Annotated in this window: 16 protein-coding genes; 12 read left to right on the forward strand and 4 right to left on the reverse strand. The window is 59.9% G+C overall.

The window, feature by feature from the left end:
- Window positions 1-70: 70 nt before the first annotated feature.
- Window positions 71-1,285, reverse strand: a complete 1,215-nt coding sequence (locus tag PMI37_RS21525) for an MFS transporter (protein WP_008084918.1) — start codon at window positions 1,283-1,285, stop codon at window positions 71-73.
- Window positions 1,286-1,503: 218 nt separating this feature from the next.
- Complete coding sequence (locus tag PMI37_RS21530) at window positions 1,504-2,253, reverse strand: hypothetical protein (protein ID WP_008084920.1); 750 nt, start codon at window positions 2,251-2,253, stop codon at window positions 1,504-1,506.
- 345 nt (window positions 2,254-2,598) lie between these two features.
- Between PMI37_RS21530 and PMI37_RS21535 the strand changes: the two genes are divergently transcribed.
- From PMI37_RS21535 to PMI37_RS21545, 3 genes are all read left to right on the forward strand, one after another.
- Window positions 2,599-3,747, forward strand: coding sequence for an aldose epimerase family protein (locus PMI37_RS21535; RefSeq protein WP_008084922.1), 1,149 nt, complete (start codon window positions 2,599-2,601; stop codon window positions 3,745-3,747).
- Between the two features lie 273 nt (window positions 3,748-4,020).
- Entirely contained in the window at window positions 4,021-4,842 is an 822-nt protein-coding gene (locus PMI37_RS21540; RefSeq protein ID WP_008084925.1) for an aldo/keto reductase, read from the forward strand.
- A 25-nt stretch (window positions 4,843-4,867) separates the two neighbouring features.
- Window positions 4,868-5,338: a DUF1810 domain-containing protein gene (locus PMI37_RS21545; RefSeq protein WP_008084928.1), complete on the forward strand. Its 471-nt coding sequence runs from the start codon at window positions 4,868-4,870 to the stop codon at window positions 5,336-5,338.
- Here PMI37_RS21545 and PMI37_RS21550 read toward each other — a convergent pair.
- On the reverse strand, window positions 5,303-7,663 hold the full coding sequence (locus PMI37_RS21550) for a DNA polymerase II (RefSeq protein WP_162130784.1): 2,361 nt from the start codon (window positions 7,661-7,663) through the stop codon (window positions 5,303-5,305). The genes PMI37_RS21545 and PMI37_RS21550 overlap by 36 nt on opposite strands.
- A gap of 389 nt (window positions 7,664-8,052) precedes the next feature.
- Between PMI37_RS21550 and PMI37_RS21555 the strand changes: the two genes are divergently transcribed.
- On the forward strand, window positions 8,053-8,493 hold the full coding sequence (locus tag PMI37_RS21555) for a CBS domain-containing protein (RefSeq protein ID WP_008084932.1): 441 nt from the start codon (window positions 8,053-8,055) through the stop codon (window positions 8,491-8,493).
- 141 nt (window positions 8,494-8,634) lie between these two features.
- Here the strand turns inward: PMI37_RS21555 and PMI37_RS21560 are convergent, their stop codons facing one another.
- Entirely contained in the window at window positions 8,635-9,258 is a 624-nt protein-coding gene (locus PMI37_RS21560) for a glutathione S-transferase (RefSeq protein ID WP_008084933.1), read from the reverse strand.
- Between the two features lie 1,184 nt (window positions 9,259-10,442).
- Between PMI37_RS21560 and PMI37_RS21565 the strand changes: the two genes are divergently transcribed.
- The 8 genes from PMI37_RS21565 to PMI37_RS21600 all read left to right on the forward strand — a co-directional run bounded on the left by PMI37_RS21565 (window position 10,443) and on the right by PMI37_RS21600 (window position 21,006).
- Window positions 10,443-11,261, forward strand: coding sequence for an energy transducer TonB (locus PMI37_RS21565; RefSeq protein WP_008084934.1), 819 nt, complete (start codon window positions 10,443-10,445; stop codon window positions 11,259-11,261).
- A gap of 67 nt (window positions 11,262-11,328) precedes the next feature.
- Complete coding sequence (locus PMI37_RS21570) at window positions 11,329-12,015, forward strand: MotA/TolQ/ExbB proton channel family protein (RefSeq protein ID WP_371924613.1); 687 nt, start codon at window positions 11,329-11,331, stop codon at window positions 12,013-12,015.
- Window positions 12,015-12,416, forward strand: coding sequence for an ExbD/TolR family protein (locus PMI37_RS21575; RefSeq protein WP_007918272.1), 402 nt, complete (start codon window positions 12,015-12,017; stop codon window positions 12,414-12,416). The genes PMI37_RS21570 and PMI37_RS21575 overlap by 1 nt, the downstream gene beginning before the upstream one ends.
- 206 nt (window positions 12,417-12,622) lie before the next feature.
- Complete coding sequence (locus tag PMI37_RS21580; protein ID WP_008084939.1) at window positions 12,623-15,334, forward strand: TonB-dependent receptor; 2,712 nt, start codon at window positions 12,623-12,625, stop codon at window positions 15,332-15,334.
- Window positions 15,335-15,424: 90 nt separating this feature from the next.
- Complete coding sequence (locus PMI37_RS21585) at window positions 15,425-17,290, forward strand: extracellular solute-binding protein (protein ID WP_008084942.1); 1,866 nt, start codon at window positions 15,425-15,427, stop codon at window positions 17,288-17,290.
- A gap of 1 nt (window position 17,291) precedes the next feature.
- Window positions 17,292-18,356: a microcin C ABC transporter permease YejB gene (locus tag PMI37_RS21590; protein WP_008084944.1), complete on the forward strand. Its 1,065-nt coding sequence runs from the start codon at window positions 17,292-17,294 to the stop codon at window positions 18,354-18,356.
- On the forward strand, window positions 18,356-19,378 hold the full coding sequence (locus PMI37_RS21595; RefSeq protein WP_008084946.1) for an ABC transporter permease: 1,023 nt from the start codon (window positions 18,356-18,358) through the stop codon (window positions 19,376-19,378). The genes PMI37_RS21590 and PMI37_RS21595 overlap by 1 nt, the downstream gene beginning before the upstream one ends.
- A gap of 14 nt (window positions 19,379-19,392) precedes the next feature.
- A complete protein-coding gene (locus PMI37_RS21600; RefSeq protein ID WP_008084949.1) occupies window positions 19,393-21,006 on the forward strand; it encodes an ABC transporter ATP-binding protein in 1,614 nt (537 codons plus the stop codon).
- The last annotated feature ends 58 nt before the right edge of the window (window positions 21,007-21,064 follow it).

Raw genomic sequence — 21,064 nt, forward strand, 5'->3', positions numbered from 1 at the left:
GCGATCTTTTGATCTTAAAAAACAACATCAAAAGATCGCAGCCTGCGGCAGCTCCTACAGAGGTGTGTTGTCAGTGCTGGCGGCGGCCGGGTTTGAAGCTGTGCTGGCTGTTGATCCACACGGTGGCCAAGGCGATCAGGGACAGAATCAGCAGTGCCCACGGAAACGACATTGCCCCGGCCCGATCCAGCAACAACCCGCCAAACAGGCCACCCCCGGCAATCGCGACATTCCACGAGGTGGTGAGCATTGCTTGCACCACGTCGACATGTTCGCCGGCCGAGTCCGCTGCCGAGGTCAGCAACAAGGTTGCCGACCCACCGAACGACAAGCCCCACACCGCCATGCAGGCATAAATCATCGGCGGTGACGGCGCAGCCAGCGCCAGCACCAGCGCCGTCAGTGCAAACACCGCGAGGCTGATCAGCGTCAGCCAGCGCAACCAGCGATCCACCAGCAGACCGATGATCCAGATGCCGCCCAGCGAACACAGACCGAACACCAGCAGCACCAGATCGACCCGGTCGGACAGCCCGGCCTGCATCAAAAACGGCGCAATGTACGTATAGAGAATGTTGTGCCCGAGCATCCACGTCAGCACCACGAACAGTACGGGACGCACGCCCGGCAGGCGCAGCGATTCGAGCAGCGGCAAACGCTCCTCGCTGGATTGCCCCGGACGATCCGGCACGGCGATGACGATCCATGCCGCCAGCACCAGAGCCAGCGCCGACATGATCCCGAACGACGCGCGCCAGCCGATCAAATTGCCCAGCCACGTGCCCGCCGGCGTGCCCAGCGACAGCGCCACCGGTGTGCCGAGCATGGCAATCGCCAGCGCCCGCCCCTGTTGATGCACGGGAACGATGCCGCGCGCATAACCGGCCATGATTCCCCACGACAACCCCGCCGCCATCCCGGCCAGAAAGCGCGAAGCCAGGGTCAGGCCGTAATGGCTGGAGAACGTGGTGACCGTGTTGAACAGCAGAAACCCGCCCACCGTCATCAACAGCACCCGCCGCCGCGGCCAGCCGCGCGTGGCGACGGTCAGGGGAATCGCCGCGACAATCGAGCCCAGCGCATACAGGGTCACCAGTTGCCCGGCGAGCACTTCGCTGACGTTGAGCCCGGCGCCAATTTGCGGCAGCAGCCCGGCCGGCAGGGTTTCGGTGAGGATGGCGATAAAACCGGTCATGGCGAAGGCCAGCAACGCGGCGTAGGGTAATTTGTCCGTCCGAACGGTCGGGTCGACGCGGCTGAAATCGGCGCTTGCGGGGTCGGTCATGACAGGGGCGGCTCCATTTTGACTCAATTATGACGGATGATTGTATACAACTTATCCCCGTGCCACGCCACCCACACCGTAAGGACTGACAAAACGCCGAATCCCTGTAGGAGCTGCCGAAGGCTGCGATCTTTTGACCTTATAAACAGCAAGATCAAAAGATCGCAGCCTTCGGCAGCTCCTACAGGGGAAAGATGTTTGCAGACCATCGCGGATGGTTACTGCACCGGCAGGAAATTCAGGAACAGCAGGCTCTGCGCGTAGTTGAGGCCGATGCGCCGGTAACGCTCGTCGAGCATCTGCGTGATCAGGTCCAGGCGCGCGACGATTTTACCGAACTCGGTGGCGAAGCTCAGGTTGCTGCCCTCCTCCGAGATCTCGTTGGAAAACAGCAGCGGCTGGCCGGCGGTGTTCTGCCGCTGGGACAAAATCCATGTGGCTTTTTCGATATTGCGTGCGGCGTTGTGCACGAACGTCGGATTGATCGCATCGGTCATGTAGAACTCGGTGCGATTGCCGTGGGCGGTGACCAGCATGCTGCCGATGGCATAGATGAACGCGCCGACACGATCACCGAGAAACTCCGGGCTCATTGCATAGCTGAGCGCTGCGAGGTCCTTGCGCCCGCCCAGCACCGGCAGCGGCTGTTGCTGCTCGACGGCCAGCCGCACCTGTTTCACGGCGGCATGGATATTGAGAAAACCGGACTTGCGCAACTCGTCCGGGTTGCGCAAATACAGCTTGGCCTGCAAGCGGTAAAGACTGTTGAGGTTGTCGCGCATCGCCAGGGTGGCCATGCGGTCGACGCTGGTCTGCAAGAATTCCTGCGGTTTGCCCTCACGCATCTGGTTGAAAAAACCGTTGCCGTCCTGATGGCTACAACCGCTGAACAACAGCGACGACAGACAGGCAAGCAACAGGCACGGGCGACGGACAAACGCAGTGATCAGGTCAAAAGCTCTGGGCATGAATTCTCGAACAGGGACATTCCTGTGCGGCGGGAGTCACCGCATCCTTGGCCATGGATAGAGCCACCGATTGCGAAAAAGTGCAGTGCGGCAGGCAATCAGCCGACTTCCGGCGACTTCCCTTGGATCATTTAGTCAGTCTTTATTATTGAAATAAACGATTCATCAGCTATAAATCTCCACTACACCCACAAATAGCATGACTAGTTACCATGTAGGAGCTGCCGAAGGCTGCGATCTTTTGACTTTGATTTTCAAAAGCCAGATCAAAAGATCGCAGCCTTCGGCAGCTCCTACACGGGATCGCGCCGTTTTTGAAAACAACAACAAGAAGGAAGGTCAACCATGCTTCAATCACGTCACCTGCTCTCCGGCCTCGGACTGTCCCTGATGATCGCCACCCTTTCCGCCCAAGCGGCGGGCCTGACCGCCGAACACAAAGCCTTCGGCAAAACCAATGACGGCACGCCCGTCGAGCAATACATCCTGCGCAACAGCCATGGCATGCAAGCCACCGTCATCACCTACGGCGCGACCCTGCAATCGCTGAAAGTCGCCGACAAGCACGGCAAGTTCGACGACGTGGTGCTCGGTTTCGACGATGTGCAGGGCTATCAGAAAGGCACTGCGTACTTCGGCGCAACCATCGGCCGCTTCGGCAATCGCCTGGCCGAGGGTGCGTTCGAACTCGACGGCAAGCGCTATCAAGTACCGCAGAACGACAAGACCAATGCGCTGCACGGCGGCACGCTGGGCTTCGACAAAAAGGTCTGGAAAGCGCAGGAAACCAAGGACAAGGATTCCGTCGGCGTGACCCTGACCTATCTGTCGGCAGACGGTGAAATGGGCTTCCCCGGCAATCTCACCACCGAAGTCACCTATCGCCTCACCGACAGCAACGAACTGCGCATCGACTACAAAGCCAACACCGACAAACCGACGGTGCTCAACCTGACCAACCACAGCTACTTCAACCTCGCCGGCGCCGGCAATGGCGACATTCTCAAGCAGGTCGCGACCCTGTACGCCAGCCATTACACGCCAGTGACGGCAAAACTGATCCCGACCGGTGAATTGGCGCCAGTGGCCGGGACACCGATGGACTTCACCAAACCGACGGCGATTGGCACGCATATCAAGGCTGATCATGAGCAGTTGAAATTTGCTGAGCCGAAACAGGGTGGTTTCGATTTCAACTGGGCGCTGGATACCAAGGGCGATATCGGCAAAGTTGCTACTGAAGTGAGTGATCCGCAGTCCGGTCGCGTTCTGCAGTTGTTCACCACGGAACCGGGCGTGCAGTTCTATACCAGCAACTTCCTCGACGGCACGGTCAAGGGCAAGGGTGGCAAGGTTTATCCGCACTGGGGGGCGTTTACCCTGGAGACTCAGCACTATCCGGATTCACCGAATCAGCCTAACTTCCCGAGTACCCGCCTCGATCCGGGGCAGACCTATGCCCACAGCGTGATACTGAAATTCACCGCAAAATAACCCGCCTCCCCCCTGTGATGAGTTGAGTTACCTGTGGCGAGGGGATTTATCCCCGTTGGCCTGCGCAGCGGGCCCAAAATCAGACAACCCGGTTTAACTGATACTCCGCGCTGAATGGTTTTGGGGCTGCTTCGCAACCCAGCGGGGATAAATCCCCTCGCCACAATGTATTTCAGCCACTTCATAAAGACTCCTGATCTGGAAGCTTTCGGAACCCCTGAGCTATCCTGCTGCCCACTAAAAGGTATCGACACATTCAGCAAGGAGGTTTGCATGCGTACCCTCGAATTGGCCGGCGTGCAGGTGCCGGTGATTGGCCAGGGCACCTGGCGCATGGGTGAGGATCGTTCGGCGCACAAGCGTGAAGTGGCGGCGCTGCGCACCGGCATCGAGCTGGGCATGACCCTGATCGACAGCGCTGAAATGTACGCCGAGGGCGGTGCCGAATCGGTGGTCGGCGAAGCGATTGCCGGTCTGCGCGATCAAGTGTTTCTGGTGAGCAAGGTCTACCCGCACAACGCCAGCCGCAAAGGCATCCCGCAGGCCTGCGAACGCAGCTTGCGCCGGCTCGACACCGATTACATCGACCTCTATCTGTTGCATTGGCGCGGCCAGTATCCACTGGAAGAAACCGTCGAAGCCTTCGAACGTCTGCGTGAGGACGGCAAAATCGGCCGCTGGGGTGTGTCGAATTTCGACGTCGACGACCTGGAAGAACTCTCCAGTTCGGCCTGCGCCACCAATCAGGTGCTCTACAACCTCGAAGAACGCGGTATCGAATTCGATTTGCTGCCGTGGTGCCAACACCAGCGCATGCCATTGATGGCCTACTGTCCGATCGGTCAGGGCGGCGCCATGCTGGCTGAACCGGTGCTGAACCAGATTGCCATTCGTCACGGCGTGACCCCGGCACAGGTTTCGCTGGCGTGGATTCTGCGTCAGGATGGTGTGATTGCGATTCCCAAGGCTGTGCGACCCGAACACGTGCAACTCAATGCACAAGCGGCGCAGCTGCAACTGGAGGCCGGGGATCTGGCGGCGCTGGACCAGGCGTTTCAAGCGCCACAACGCAAGCAGCGGCTGGCCATGGTCTGAGCCGCCGACTGGCGAGGGCTTCGCGATGAGAAGCACAGATCAATTGGATCCCTTCAACCTTCAGCGTTTCGTGCTGGCCCAGGATTCGGTGTTCGAACGGGTGCAACGCGAACTCGAAGACGGCCGCAAACGCAGCCACTGGATGTGGTTCATCTTCCCGCAGTTCGCGGGTCTGGGCGGCAGTGAAATGTCCCGGCGCTTCGCCATCGGCTCGGCCGAGGAAGCGCAGGCCTATCTCGAGCATGAATTGCTCGGCGCCCGCTTACGCACGTGCACGCAACTGGTGCTGAATGTACGCCAGCGTTCCATCGCGGAGATTTTCGGCCATCCCGATGACCTGAAATTTCACTCTTCGATGACGCTGTTTGCCCAGTTCACTGCCGACGGCAGCCTGTTCTCGCAAGCACTGGAACGCTACTTCCACGGCATTCTCGATGAATGGACGTTGCAACTGCTCGACTCAAAACAGGCCCAGTTGCCCACCGATCAGGGTTGAGAAATCGTCGTCGACAAACGGCAGAATCGCGTCCGCCACCGGTTGCAGTTGCCGGGTGATGTAGTGGTCGTAATCGATGGCCGCGCGGCGCACTTCCAGTGGCTCGGGGCCGGCCAACGTGATCACGTAACTGATCCAGCCGCCGTTCTGATATTGCCGTGGCCGTCCGTGTTGCGCGTTGTAATCGTCAGCCAAGCGCGCCGCGCGCACATGCGGCGGCACGTTGCGTTCGTAATCGTCGAGGGTGCGGCGCAGGCGTTTGCGGTAAATCAGCCGATCATCGAACTCACCGGCCAGCGTCTTGCGCACATAGTCGCGCACGTAATCCTGATACGGCTTGCGCTGGAAGATCCGCTCGTAGAGTTCCTGCTGAAATTGCCGGGCCAACAGCGACCAGTCGGTGCGCACGGTTTCCAGGCCTTTATAGACCATTTCATCGCTGCCATCGGCGCGGGTGACCAGACCGGCGTAGCGCTTCTTGCTGCCCTCCTCTGCGCCGCGAATGGTCGGCATCAGGAAGCGTTTGTAGTGGATTTCGAATTGCAGTTCGAGAGCGCTTTCCAGGCCATATTCATCGCGTACATGTTCGCGCCACCAGTCGTTGACGTGCTTGACCAGCGCCTGACCGATCTTCGCCGCTTCGTCCTGACCATGCTGGCGACGCAGCCAGACAAACGTCGAATCAGTGTCGCCATAGATCACCGCGTGGCCCTGCTCTTCGATCAGCTGGCGCGTGCGCAGCATGATTTCGTGACCGCGCAGGGTGATCGACGAGGCCAGCCGCGTATCGAAGAAGCGACAACCGCTGGAACCAAGCACACCGTAAAAAGCGTTCATGATGATTTTCAGTGCCTGCGACAGCGGCGCATTGTGCTCGCGCTTGGCGGTCTCACGGCCTTCGGCAACGCGCGAGACGATCGACGGCAGGCAATGGCGGGTGCGCGAGAAGCGTGCGCCACGGAAACCCGGCACTGAATCGGCGTCGTCGGGGTGTTGCAAGCCTTCGATCAGGCCGACCGGGTCGATCAGAAACGTTCGAATAATCGACGGGTACAGACTCTTGTAATCGAGCACCAGCACCGATTCGTACAGCCCCGGCTGCGAGTCCATGACGAAGCCGCCGGGGCTGGCCTGTGGTGGATTGGTGCCAAGGTTCGGCGCGACAAAACCCTGTCGGTGCATCAACGGCATATACAGATGCGTGAACGCCGCCACCGAGCCGCCGCTGCGATCCGCCGGCAACCCGGTGACGCTGGCGCGTTCGAGCAGGAAGGTCAGCAGTTCGGTCTTGGCGAAGATCCGCGTGACCAGTTCGCAGTCCTTGAGGTTGTACTTGGCCAGCGCCGGTTTGTCCTCGGCGAACATGCGGTTGATTTCGTCCATGCGCTGGTACGGATTGTCGATGGCCTTGCCTTCGCCGAGCAGGGTCTGGGCGACGTTTTCCAGACTGAATGACGAGAAGCTCCAGGTCGCCGAACGCAGCGACTCGATGCCATCGATGATCAGCCGCCCCGCCGCCGAGGCGAAGTAGTGATTGCGGCTGCCGTGTTCACGCCACTGCATTTCTTCGCCGCCACGGCCGATTTTCAGCGGCACGCCTAGGCGCCGGGCGTGTTCGTGGAGGATGCGCAAATCGAACTGCACAACGTTCCAACCGATGATCGCGTCGGGGTCGTGGCGGGCGAACCACTCGTTGAGTTTCTTCAGGATGACAGTGCGCGAGTCGCAGTATTCGAGGTCGAAATCGACAATGCTGGCGTCGCCGTTCGGCGCGCCGAGCATGTACACCTGACGCTCGCCACAACCTTCGAGGGCGATTGAATAGAGCTCGCCGGTTTCGGTGGTTTCGATGTCCAGCGAGACCAGCCGCAGCTTCGGCCGGTAATCGGGCGCGGGCTTGAGGTGGGCGTTGTGCAGGATGCCGTCAGCATCGGCGGTGCCGCTGAAAAACACCGGCGCGGTGATGAAGCGCTCCATCAGGTAGCGTTCGGGTGGGCGCACGTCCGCTTCGTAGACGTCGACACTGGCGCGATTGAGCGCGGTCTCCAGGCGCATCAACTGCCCGTGTTGCTGGCAATACAGGCCGAGTACCGGACGATGTTCGAAATCCTGCAGGGCCAACGGGCGCAGTTCGACGTTTTTTTCGTCGTGCAGCAGGCGTTCGGCCGCTGCGCGCTGTTCGGCGGGAATAAACGCCACTGACGGCTGATGCGGCAGGCGCACACGGCGCGGCCCGGCGTCGGTCGCCAGCCAGAACTCGACTTCGGTGCCGGCCGGCGTATCACGCCAATGCCGGGTCAGGACGAAGCCCTGCGGTAAATCCACCACTGCAACCTCGGGTACTGAAACAGAGGGGCATTCTACGCTGCCCTTCCAGCGCCCGCGTTTTCAGTTTGGAATACTTTGTGATGAGAGGGTTTATCTGTGATGAGAAGATTTATCTGTGGCGAGGGGATTTATCCCCGTTGGGTTGCGAAGCAGCCCCAAAACCATCCGACACGGTGTATCAGGAAAACCCGGTTGTCTGTTTTTGGGCCCGCTGCGCAGGCCAACGGGGATAAATCCCCTCGCCACAGAGGTTCATCTTTCATCGGGTGATGGGCATTTTGTTTGGAAATGACGTTTTTTGCGTGTTATCTGCCGCTTTGCCACCTTGCCCTGCGCGCTTGCGTCTACGATGCTTGGATAACAACGACAACACCTGAGTAACCGCCATGAAGACCGTCGCCCAACTGCTCAAGCTCAAAGATCAGAAAAATCAGGAAGTGCACCAGATCAAACCTGATCACATGGTGCTCGAAGCGCTGATGAAGATGGCCGAGAAAAACGTCGGCGCCTTGCTGGTGGTCGAAGACGATAAAGTGGTCGGCATCATCAGCGAACGGGACTACGCGCGCAAACTCGTGCTGCATGGCCGCTCATCGGTGGGCACACCGGTACGCGACATCATGGTGGCGAACGTGATCACCGTGGACACCCATCAGACCGTCGATACGTGCCTGGGCATCATGTCCGACAAACGCCTACGGCACTTGCCGGTGGTGGAGAACGGCAAGCTGATCGGCCTGCTGTCGATTGGTGACCTGGTCAAGGAAGCGATTGCCGAGCAGGCCGAGCTGATCAAACAGCTGGAGCAATACATCCGCGGAGAATAAATAGCAAAAACACTGTGGCGAGGGGATTTATCCCCGATGGACTGCGCAGCAGGCCCTGTTTCTTTGGGGGTGCTTCGCGCCCCATCGGGGATAAATCCCCTCGCCACAGGGCTCACTCCTACATTTTTTTGCGTGGTGGGTTCAGGCTGGCCAATGCCGGGCGAACACCGGTGCCAACACCGGATGTCGATCGATTCTCTGTAGCCACGCATAGAAGCCCGGCCGCGTCTGGCGCAGATGCTCGCGGCTCCCCGCCCAGCGCGTCACCACCGCCGCCAGCACATCAAGCGCGCCCGGTGTTTCGTCATCCAGGTACAACTCGGCGGAGAACTGGTCGGCAAACACCTCCCAACTCCAGTGCAAACGCTCACGCGCGCCGGCCATCAGGTTTTGCCGCGACGCTTCGTCGGGCATCAGCAGCCAGCGCTCGGGGTAATCGATGACGCCGATCGCCGCATAACAGTTGCTGACGATGTAGACCATGCCGCGAATCGACTGGTCTCGATCAGCCGCCTCAACCGGCAGCAGGCCCGATTGTGGAAACGTCAAGCCGAGGTGAATCAGAATAGCCGCGCTCTCGGTCAGGGCGCTGCCGTCGGGCAACTGCAGGGTTGGAATCTGTTTAAGCGGATTGAGTTTGGCCAGCGCTTCCGCGGCCTCGGTACTGGCTTCGATGTCGATGAAACGGTAGGCGATCTGGCACAACTCCAGCGCCGCTTCAATCGCGGCTGCGCCCGAATTCCTGTGCCCGTAGAGCTGGTACATAGCCAATCCCCCGAATTAAGCCTTTGCCAAGGGTAGATGGTGGCAGGCCCGGTGTAGAAAAATTCTGCGTGTGTATCGGTTTTGGCACGTTTTTCCCATGCACTCGCGACTTGCGAATTCAATCCTCGCAAAACAGCGCTGGCGGTGCCCATCCCGCACCAAGAGCAATCATCGAACGCTATCCGCGTTCTTGTAAGGTGCGATACCGAACCAAAAGTTCGTGTATCCGAGCTGGCAACAAGGAGTTCACCGCGTGAATCTTCAATCGTTCTGCCGCATCACTGCCTTCGCTTCTCTTTACGCCAACAGCCGAGTTCACCTGAACAGCACCGGCCACCTGCGCGTTTACTGTATTACCTGAACCCAACTGACCACCACTGTGTTGGCCGATGAGTTATTCGCCGAGCACAGCGTATTATTTATTTTTTAAATACAACGCTGATTATCATTGCGCAAGCCATGTATTAATCGGCCCTCAGCTGAATTGTCAGACAATAACTTCAGCTGCTTTTTATTTGCACCAAAAACGCACCAGCGACTGTAACTAAGCAACGATCGAAGTATTGATTTCATTTAAACAAGAACAAGGAACACACCCCGTGACCCGCTAAAACATTGACCCGCACCAAATCAGTCCGCCGCGCACCAGCAAGTGCCCCGACCGACACGAGAACAGCCGCTCTGCCTCGCCAATCCGCGAGATAGAGCGCACGGCCAGACTCGCCCATCAAAAACCCTCGGCGTACGGGGCGACGGGGCTGTATGCGCCGAAGTTCAACAAGGCAGCCAACAAAACTTATATAAATGCGACATGGGTAACATCAATGAAATAACCCACCTACATTCCAGCAACATTTGGCACAGCGGTTGCAAAACACAAACCGAACACTCCTGTAGGAGCTGCCGCAGGCTGCGATCTTTTGATCTTGATATTGATCTTTAAAGAACTGAATCAAAAGATCGCAGCCTTCGGCAGCTCCTACATATAGAACAACACCAGGGAATGGGTAATGAACCGACGAAGTCAATGGCGCCAAGCCAGTAAGTTTGCACAAGCCTTGTTAACCGGATAGTTCAACTATCGGCTTCTGCACACCTTGAAGAAAGTTGCACCCACTCACTCGAATATCTCCTGGATATTCGGACGGCACCTTATTGCCCTTCATCAACCCGAGGGAGCTTTAATGAACGATGCGGTAAAGCACAGAACCCTGCCGGGGCCGTTGCGGCAAGCACCGGTTCCGCCGCCACCGGGCAGGCCGGCGTTTAAAGCCAATACCTCGCAACCCGGTGGTTTGAACAAACAGCAAATGGTCTTGTTGGTCGCTGTGTCGGCGCTGATACATGTCGGTGCCTGGTGGTTTCTCCAGCAATCGCAAACCGAGCCGCTGCCGACACCGCCACAGATCCCGGAAATGACCGTCGAGCTGACCAGCCCGACGCCACCGGCACCGCCCACGCCCGAGCCGCCGCCACCGCCGCCTCCCCCGCCGGAACCTGAACAACCGGTGGAAGACGAGGACGCGGTCAAGCCGCCACCCAAACCGGTGGAGAAGCCCAAACCAATCGAAAAACCGAAACCGGTCGAGAAGCCAAAACCGGTAAAAAAGGTCGAGCCACCGAAAGCCCCACCCGCGCCGGCACAACCGGCTGCACCCGCTGCACCGGCCACCCCGAGCGCGCCGCCAGCGCCTGCCGCCGCGCCAGGCCCGGTCAAGGAGTCGGCAGCCGTTTCCGGACTCGCCAGCCTCGGCAACCCGCCGCCGGAATACCCGTCGCTGGCGCTGCGGCGCAACTGGGAAGGCAGTGTGGTGCTGCGCATTCAGGTGCTGGCCAACGGTCGCGCCGGTTCAGTGACGGTGACCAAATCCAGCGGCAAGCCGCAACTGGATGACGCCGCCGTCGCCGCGGTGAAGAACTGGAAGTTTATCCCGGCCAAACGCGGTGACACGCCGATCGACGGCTTCGCCACGCAGACCATTGATTTCAAATTGCCGCAATAACCGAACGCTCAATCAACGCACAACCGAATAACGCAAGCGAGGTATCACCATGAACGATTTGTCTTCGATGATTGTCCCCGGCGTGCTCTGGGGTCTGGTGCTGTTTTCCGTGCTCAGCTGGGCGATCCTGCTGGTCAAGTCGGCGCAGTACCTGCGCCAGAAAGCGCAGAACAAACAGTTCAGCAAAGCCTTCTGGGGCGCGCCGGATCTGCTCACCGCCGCCGAACACGCCAGCCAGTATCCGGGCGCACTGGCGCGCATCGCCAGCAGCGGTTTCGAAGCGTTGCTGGTGGAGGATTCGCCGCGCACCACGCAACAACTGGCGCACACCATCAACCGCTCGGATCGCCTGGAACGCAACCTGCGCCAGCAGATCCAGAAGGAACGCCGCTCGCTGGAAAACGGCCAGGCAATCCTCGCCAGTATCGGCAGCACCGCGCCGTTCATCGGTCTGTTCGGCACCGTGTGGGGCATCATGGAAGCGCTGAAAAGCATCGGAGAAACCGGTTCGGCCAGCCTTGAAGCGGTCGCCGGGCCGATCGGTCACGCGCTGATCGCCACCGGTGTGGGTATCGCCGTCGCGGTGCCGGCGGTGCTGATCTACAACTTCTTCCTGCGTCGTCTGAAGCTCGCTTCGGCGGACATGGATGACTTCGCGCACGACTTCGACGCCCTCGCTTCGCGCAGCGCGTTTTCCATCAGCCGTCAGGCCATCGCCAGCAAAACCACAGCCGCCGTGCGGGAGGCCAGCTGATGTCGTTCTCTACTCAAGACAGCGATGAAGTGCTCAGCGAAATGAACGTCACGCCGCTGGTCGATGTGATGCTCGTGCTGCTGGTGGTGTTCATCGTCACCGCGCCGCTGATGACCAACGCGATCAAAGTGAATCTGCCAAAAACCGACGCCGTCGCCCCCGCCGAGAAAAAGGATCCGGTGGTGGTCAGCGTCGATCAGGACGGCAAGTTCTATCTGGCCAAGACCGAGCTGGCCCCGGAATCTTTGGAAGCCAGCCTCAAGGAGGTCAAGGCCAAGGATGCCGAAGTGCGCGTGCAGTTGCAGGCCGATTCCGCCGTCAATTACGGCCAAGTAGCCAAGGCCATGGCGTCGATCGAACGCTCGGGCATTACCAAGATTTCGGTGATGACCACCCACTGAGTACGGTGCCGGGCGCGCAGTGAAAGACGCGCCCGCCACCGCCCGCTGAATCCTGTCGCAACCAGCCGACCGAAAAACGCCACGCGTCTTCGGAGGGGATCGGCTTGCTTGAAGAAAGTGGTTTTCCGCACGCGGTATCACCGAAAGCGGAGCAATGAGGGGCTCACAAGGCCAATTCGATAACGTCTGAAAAGTCGGAAATAACCATGCTGATGAACACTCCACGCTTCACGCTCAAACCTTTGGTGGCCACGATTTCTCGCCACCGTTTTGTTCCGTTGTATCTGGTGGCCATGGGGATGGGCGCCGGGACCGTGCAAGCGGCCGAGGACGACAACGCCGCCGTGCCCGCTGCAGCCGCAGTAGTAGCACCGACCACGCAACTGCAACGGGTCGAAGTGACGGGTTCGGCGATTCGCCGGGTCGATGCGGAAACCGCAGTGCCGATCACCATTCTCAAGGCTGACGAGCTGCGCAAACAGGGCGTGACCACCACCGCCGAACTGGTCCAGCGCATTACCGGCAGCCAGTCGCTGAACAACAGCGCCGGCTCGGTCGGTGCAGCCACCGGCGGCGCTTCGTTCGCCGACATGCGCGGCATCGGCGCGAACAAGACGCTGGTCTTGCTCAACGGTCGCCGCCTGGCCAACAACGCCTTGTCGGGCACCAACTCGGCCGGCGGCGCGGTGGATCTGAACATGATCCCGTTTGCCGCCATCGAGCGCGTCGAAGTGCTGCGTGACGGTGCCTCGGCCCTGTACGGCACCGACGCCATCGGCGGCGTGATCAACTTCATCACCAAGAAATCCATGACCGACGGCCAACTGACCCTCGGCGGCGAAACCCCGACCCACAGCGGCGGCGGTGCGACCAAGGACATGAGCGCCAGTTGGGGCTACGGTGATCTGGAGGAGGACCGCTTCAACGTCCTCGGCGTGTTCAACTACAACAAGCAGCAGAACCTCGACGCCAACGATCGCTCCTTCGCCCGTGACTACGATCCCGGTCGAGGTCTGGATCAGACCTCCGGCACCGCGTTCCCCGGCAACTATAGCCAGAACGGCAACGCCACCAACCCGCTGGCGAACAGCAATTGCAACGGGCCGAACCTGGTGGCGCGCGACGGCCTGTGCCGCTTCAGTACCCGCGAATACATCGACCTGGTGCCGCAGACCGAGAAGACTTCGTTCTTCGGCAAGACCACCGGCAAACTGGCCGACGATCACAACGTCAATCTCGAATACTTCTGGTCGCGCAACAACAACGCCACCTCGATCGGCCCTGCACCGCTGACCGGTCTGAGCCTCGACGGCTCGTCGCCCTACTACCCTGGCAACGGCATCACACCGGGGCCGACCGACTTCACCCTCGACCCGACCCAACCGGTCGATGTGAACTGGCGAGAAACCGCTGCCGGTCCGCGTGAGTCGAAAGATCAGAACACCAGCCAGCGCTTCTTGCTCAGCTTCGATGGTCTGGTCGGCGGTTGGGATTACAACGTCGGCGCCTCGTACAACCAGAACAAAATCGTCTCCAGCGTCACCAATGGCTTTGTCAGCGATCAGGCGATGATCGACGGTCTGGCCAGCGGTTTGCTCAACCCGTTCGGGCCGCAGTCCGCCGCCGGTCAGCAATACATCGATCAAGCGGCTTACCACGGCGCCTATTCCACCGCTGTTGGCCGTGTGGCCGGTTTTGACGGGCGCATCAGCCGTGAAATCGGTGACTGGTTCGGTGCCGGTCCGTCCGGTCTGGCGCTCGGCGGTGAATACCGAAAAGAGAAATTCCATCAGGACTTCGAGGCGTTCGCCGGTGACATCCAGAGTCTCGGCATCGACCCCAACGGCAGTGTCGAAGGTGACCGCAGCGTGAAAGCCGCCTACGCGGAAATCAACGTGCCGGTGCTCGACAGCCTCGAACTGTCCGCCGCCGTGCGCCACGACAAATACAGCGACTTCGGCAGCACCACCAACCCGAAATATTCGTTCCGTTATCAGCCGCTGAAAGAGCTGGTGGTGCGCGGCGCGTACAGCGAAGGCTTCCGCGCGCCGTCGCTGTACGAGCTGTACTCGCCCAACAGCATCACCTTTACCCAGGGCTACTACAACGACCCGGTGCTGTGTACCGGCGGCGTGGTGCAACCCGGCGGTAACGGCGGCCGCGATTGCGGTCAGCAGTTCCTCAACCAGATTGGCGGCAACCAGGATCTGGCCCCGGAGAAGGCCCGCAACGTGACCTTGGGCTTCGTTTATCAGCCGATCAACAACCTCTCGGTGGGTCTCGATTTCTGGTGGATTCACATTTCCAACCAGATCCAGCCATTCCCGGAATCCACCGTGTTTGATCAGGCCGGCTCCTACCCGGATCGCTTCGTGCGCAACGCCGACGGCACGCTCAATTACATCGTTACCGGCAACGCCAACCTTGGCATCGTCGAAACCAACGGTATCGATGTGTCGCTCGACTATCGCTTCCCGAACACGCCGTACGGCCAGTTCGGTCTGGGGCTGCAAGGCACTTACGTTGACGAGTACGACTTCCAGAGCACCATCAAAGGCCCGTTCACCGACAAGGTCGGCGACTTCCAGGGTGACGGCGTGATCGCGCGCTGGAAACACAACCTCACCGGCAGCTGGACCTTCGGTGCGGCGCGGGCGTCGCTGACCAACCGCTTCACCACCGGCTACAACGATTACGACCGCGACACTCATGCAACCGTTGCGTCGTATTCGGTGTGGGATCTGTCGGCCGGTTACACCTTCAACAAGGTGCTGGATGTCGATGCCGGGATGAAGAACATGTTCGACCGCAACCCGCCGTTCTCCAACCAGGCCTACAACTTCCAGAGCGGCTATGACCCGCGCTACACCGACCCACTGGGCCGCACCTTGTTTGCGCGCATGACGTACCACTTCTAAAGAACGTGCACCGCAAAACCCTTGTGGGAGCTGGCAAGCCAGCTCCCACAAGGGTTCCGTGACCATTCAAGGGTTTTTGGGAGTGATTTCATGAGTTTTTTGCGCAACATGGCTGCTTTGCTGCTCGGCAGTGCTTTGCTGTGCACCGGCACTTCGGCGCTGGCCGCTGGCAGTTATGCGCTGACGGTGTACGGCGAGGCGCCGAAGTATCCGGCGAACTTCCAGCATTTCGATTTCGTCGATCCGCAGGCGCCCAAGGGCGGTTCGCTCAGTCGTGCGTCGATGGAAATCGGCGGGTTCAACTACATCAGCCCATACGCCGATCAGGGCATTTCCGTGGTGCAAGTCAACGACTGGGTGTATTCGCCATTGGCGTTCCGTTCGCTTGACGAGCCCTACACCGTTTACGCACTGGTCGCGCAGCAGATCGAACGCGATCCCGATGGACTCTGGGTGCGTTTCACCCTCAATCCAAAAGCACGTTTCGCCGACGGTACACCGATCACCGCCGAAGACGTGCGCTACACCTTCAACCTGCTGATGACCAAGGGCAGCCTGAGTTATCGCCAGCAGTACGCCGACGTCCAGGACGTGCTGATCGAAGGCCCACGACAGGTGCGCTTCACCTTCAAGAACAACCTCAACCGCACCCTGGCGCTGGACCTGGCGACCATGCGTGTGGTCCCCGAACACTGGTGGCAAACCCGCGACTTCGCCAACGGCGGCGGTTTCGAGTCACCACTGGGCAGCGGCCCGTACCGCGTGAGCAAGGTCGACGCCGGGCGCAGCATCAGTTTTCAACGCGATCCGGACTGGTGGGGCAAAGACCTGCCAGTGAGTCGCGGAATGTACAACTTCGACACCCTCACGGTGAATTTCTACGGCGACACCGACGTCGCCCGGCAGCTGTTGCAGGCCGGCGCGTTCGACTACAACCGCGAGTTTTCCTCCTCCGGTTACGTGGTCGGTTACGACAGCCCGGCGTTGCGCGACGGCCGTTTGCAGCAGTCGATTCTGGCCCCGGAAAAACCCACCGCCGCCCAAGGCTTTGTGTTCAACCTGCAGAACCCGATTTTCCAGGATCGCCGCGTGCGTCAGGCGATCAGCCTGCTGTGGGATTTCGAGTGGACCAACAAGCAGATGATGCGCGGCTTCTATGTACGCCAGAACAGCTTCTGGCCGAAGAGTGAAATGGCCGCCACCGCTCTCCCTGATGCCGAGGAATTGAAAATCCTCGAACCGCTGCGCGGGCAGATCCCCGACGAGGTCTTCACGACCGTGTATGAAGCGCCGAAAACCGATGGCAGCGGCTATATCCGCGACAAGCAACTGCAAGCGCTGAAACTGCTCGCCGAGGCCGGCTGGACGCCGCAACACAATCGTTTGGTCAACGCTGCCGGCGAGCCTCTGGAGTTCACCTTCCTCGACGGTCAGGGCGGCTTCGACCGCATGCTGCTGCCGTTCAAGCGCACCCTCGCGCAGATCGGCATCACCCTCAATCTGCGCCGTATCGATTCGGCGCAATACGTCAACCGCCTCAACGCCCGTGACTACGACATGATCGTCACCAGTTTCCCCCGTAGCGGCGATCCGATCGTCTCCCCCGGCCGCGAGTTGTACAGCCTGTATGCCTCACAAAGCGCCACGCAAATTGGCAGTTCCAACTCGATGGTGCTGGCCAATCCGGCGGTCGATCAACTGATCGACGGGCTGGTGCAGGCCAACACCCGCGAAGCCATGGTGCATTACGCCCGCGCCCTCGACCGGGTGCTGCAATGGGGTTACTACATGATTCCCAACTACTACTCCAAAGGCACGCCAACGGTGTATCAAAACCGCTTCGGCATGCCGCCCGTGCAACCGGCCTACGACGAAGGCCTCAACACCTGGTGGGAGGTGTCGAACAAGGCGTTGACCAGCCAGCAGATGCACAGCCAACTCGCGGGAGGCCAGTGACATGTTGCGTTATCTGAGTCGACGTTTGCTGCTGATCATCCCCACGCTACTGTGCATTCTGGTGGTGAATTTTCTGATCGTGCAGGCCGCGCCAGGTGGCCCGGTCGAGCAGGCGATTGCCCGCTTGCAAGGCTTCGGCGGGCACAGCATGGGCGGCGGTGGCGAGGTCGCCGCGATTGGCGGCGCCGGGCGCAGCAGCCGTGGTCTCGACCCGGCGCTGATCGAGGAAATCAAACACCATTACGGCTTCGACAAACCCATGCACGAACGCCTGTGGCTGATGCTGAAAAACTACGCGCAGCTGGATCTGGGCAGCAGTTTCTTTCGTGGCGCCAAGGTCACCGACCTGATCGTGCAGAAGCTGCCGGTGTCGCTGTCGCTGGGCTTGTGGGCGACGTTGATCACTTACCTGATTTCGATCCCGCTGGGCATTCGCAAAGCGATCAAGAACGGCAGCGCGTTTGATGTCTGGAGCAGCACGGCGATCATCATCGGCTATGCGATGCCGGCGTTCCTGTTCGCGATTCTGCTGATCGTGGTGTTCGCCGGCGGCAGCTACGTCAATTGGTTCCCGGTGCAAGGGCTGGTCTCGGATAACTTCGACAGCCTCAGCACGCTGGGCAAGCTCGGCGATTACCTCTGGCACTTGGTGCTGCCGGTGACGGCGCTGGTGATTGGTGGTTTCGCCACGCTGACGATTCTGACCAAGAACAGCTTCCTCAACGAGATCAGCCGCCAGTACGTGATCACCGCGCGGGCCAAGGGTTTGACCGAGCGCCGCGTGCTTTACGGCCACGTGTTTCGCAATGCGATGTTGCTGGTGGTGGCCGGTGTGCCGTCGGCGCTGATCGAGGTGTTTTTCGCAGGCTCCCTGCTGATCGAAACCATCTTCAACCTCGACGGCCTCGGCCGCATGAGTTACGAAGCGGCGGTGTCGCGCGACTACCCGGTGGTGTTCGGCGCGCTGTTTCTGTTCACCCTGTTCGGCCTGTTGATCAAGCTGATCGGCGACCTCTGCTACACCCTGCTCGACCCGCGCATCGACTTCTCGGCGAGGACTGCCTGATGTTCACTCTTTCCCCTCTCGGCCAGCGCCGCGTGGCGCAGTTCAAGGCCAACCGCCGTGGACGCTGGTCGTTGTGGCTGTTTATCGGTCTGTGCCTGATTTGTCTGGGCGGTGAATTGATCGCCAACGACAAGCCGCTGGTGATCCGTTACCACGACGGCTTTTACTTTCCGATCCTCAGCGATTACCTGGAAACCGATTTCGGCGGCGAGCTGCCGTTTCAACCGGATTACGCCAGCAGTTATGTACACAAGCTGATCGAGGATCAGGGCGGCTGGATGCTCTTTCCGCCGATCCCGTTCAGCTATGACACGGTCAATTACGACCTTAGCGAACCGGCACCGAGTCCGCCGTCATCGAGCAACTGGCTGGGCACCGATGATCAGGCGCGCGACGTGTTGGCGCGGGTGATTTTCGGCACGCGGATTTCGATTCTGTTTGCACTGATTCTCACCGGCATCAGTGCACTGATCGGCATCGTTGCCGGGGCGTTGCAGGGTTATTACGGCGGTTGGGTCGATTTGCTCGGGCAGCGCGTGTTGGAGATCTGGTCGGGGCTGCCGGTGCTGTACCTGCTGATCATTTTGTCCGGGTTTGTCTCGCCGAGTTTCTGGTGGTTGCTGGGGATCATGGCGCTGTTTTCCTGGCTGGCATTGGTCGATGTGGTGCGCGCCGAGTTTTTGCGTGGGCGCAATCTGGAATACGTCAAAGCCGCGCGAGCACTGGGTCTGACCGACAACGAGCTGATGTGTCGGCACATCCTGCCCAACGCGATGACCTCCACCCTTACCTACCTGCCGTTCATTCTGACCGGCGCTATTGCCACGCTGACTGCGCTGGATTTTCTCGGCTTCGGCATGCCGGCGGGCACCGCATCGCTGGGCGAACTGATCGGTCAGGCCAAGCGCAATCTGCAAGCGCCGTGGCTGGGGCTGACGGCGTTTTTTGCCTTGGCGCTGATTTTGTCTTTGTTGGTTTTTATTGGTGAGGCTTGCCGTGATGCATTTGATCCACGATCTTGATCCCCGGAGCTGACATGAACGACAACCTGATTGAAATTCGCGACCTGCGCGTCGCCTTCGCCGGGCAGGAAGTGGTGCACGGTTTGAACCTGGATATCCGCCGTGGCGAATGCCTGGCGCTGGTCGGTGAATCCGGCTCGGGCAAGTCGGTGACGGCGCATTCGATTCTGCGTTTGTTGCCGGGCAAGAACGTCAGCAGCAGCGGCACGATCCGCTACAACGGTGTGGATTTATTGCACGCCAGCGAGCAACAAATGCGTGGCTTGCGCGGCAACCGCATTGCGATGATTTTCCAGGAGCCGATGACTTCGCTGAATCCGTTGCACACGGTGGAAAGGCAGGTCAGCGAAGTGCTGGAGATTCACAAAGGCCTCAAGGGCCGCGCTGCGCGTGAACGCACGTTGGAGCTGCTGGAACTGGTCGGCATTCGCCAGCCGTTGCAGCGCTTGAAAGCCTATCCGCATCAGCTTTCGGGTGGGCAGCGGCAACGGGTGATGATTGCGATGGCGCTGGCCAATGAGCCGGAACTGTTGATCGCTGACGAGCCGACCACGGCGCTCGACGTCACGGTGCAGCAGAAGATTCTTGAGCTGCTGATCGAGTTGCAGCAACGCCTGGGCATGTCGCTGTTGCTGATCAGTCACGATCTCAATCTGGTGCGGCGCATCGCGCAGCGGGTGTGCGTGATGCGCCAAGGCGAAATCGTCGAGCAGGCGGATTGCGAAGCGCTGTTCCGCGCACCGCAGCATCCTTACAGCCGCTTGTTGATCGAGGCTGAACCGAGTGGTGCACCGGTGCCGAGTGAGTTTGAGCACAACCTGCTCGAAGTCGATGATTTGAAGGTGTGGTTTCCACTGCCCAAGGCGTTGTTCAGTCGCCAGCAGGATTACATCAAAGCGGTGGACGGCGTCAGTTTCACCCTGCAACGGGGCAAGACCTTGGGGATTGTTGGCGAGTCCGGTTCAGGCAAATCGACGCTGGGTCAGGCGATCCTGCGACTGGTCGAGTCCGAGGGCAATATCCGTTTCGGCAACAAGCAACTGAGCCTGCTCAACCAGCGTCTGATGCGGCCGTTGCGGCGGCAGATTCAGGTGGTGTTTCAGGACCCGTTCGGCAGCCTCAGCCCACGGATGTCGGTGCAGCAGATCATTGCCGAAGGCTTGCTGACCCATGGCATCGGCACTGAAGCCGAGCGCGAGGCCGCAGTGATTCGCGTGCTGGAGGAAGTCGGCCTCGATCCGCAAAGCCGCCATCGTTACCCCCATGAGTTTTCCGGTGGCCAGCGCCAGCGCATTTCCATCGCCCGCGCATTGGTGCTGGAACCGGCGTTGATTCTGCTCGATGAACCGACTTCGGCGCTGGATCGTACGGTGCAGAAGCAGGTGGTGGCGTTGTTGCGCCAATTGCAGATCAGGCATGGGCTGACGTATTTGTTCATCAGCCATGATCTGGCGGTGGTGCATGCGCTGGCGCATGACTTGATGGTGATCAAGGATGGCAAGGTTGTGGAGCAAGGCTCTTCACGGGAAATCTTCGCCGCACCGCAACACCCCTACACCCAGGAACTCCTGAAAGCCTCCGGCCTCGCGATCCCCCGCAAAATCGCGGAAATTGCCGAATCCCTGTAGGAGCTGCCGCAGGCTGCGATCTTTTGATGTTGGTTTTAAAAACAGGATCAAAAGATCG

This window comes from Pseudomonas sp. GM80 (assembly GCF_000282515.1).
Classification (GTDB): domain Bacteria; phylum Pseudomonadota; class Gammaproteobacteria; order Pseudomonadales; family Pseudomonadaceae; genus Aquipseudomonas.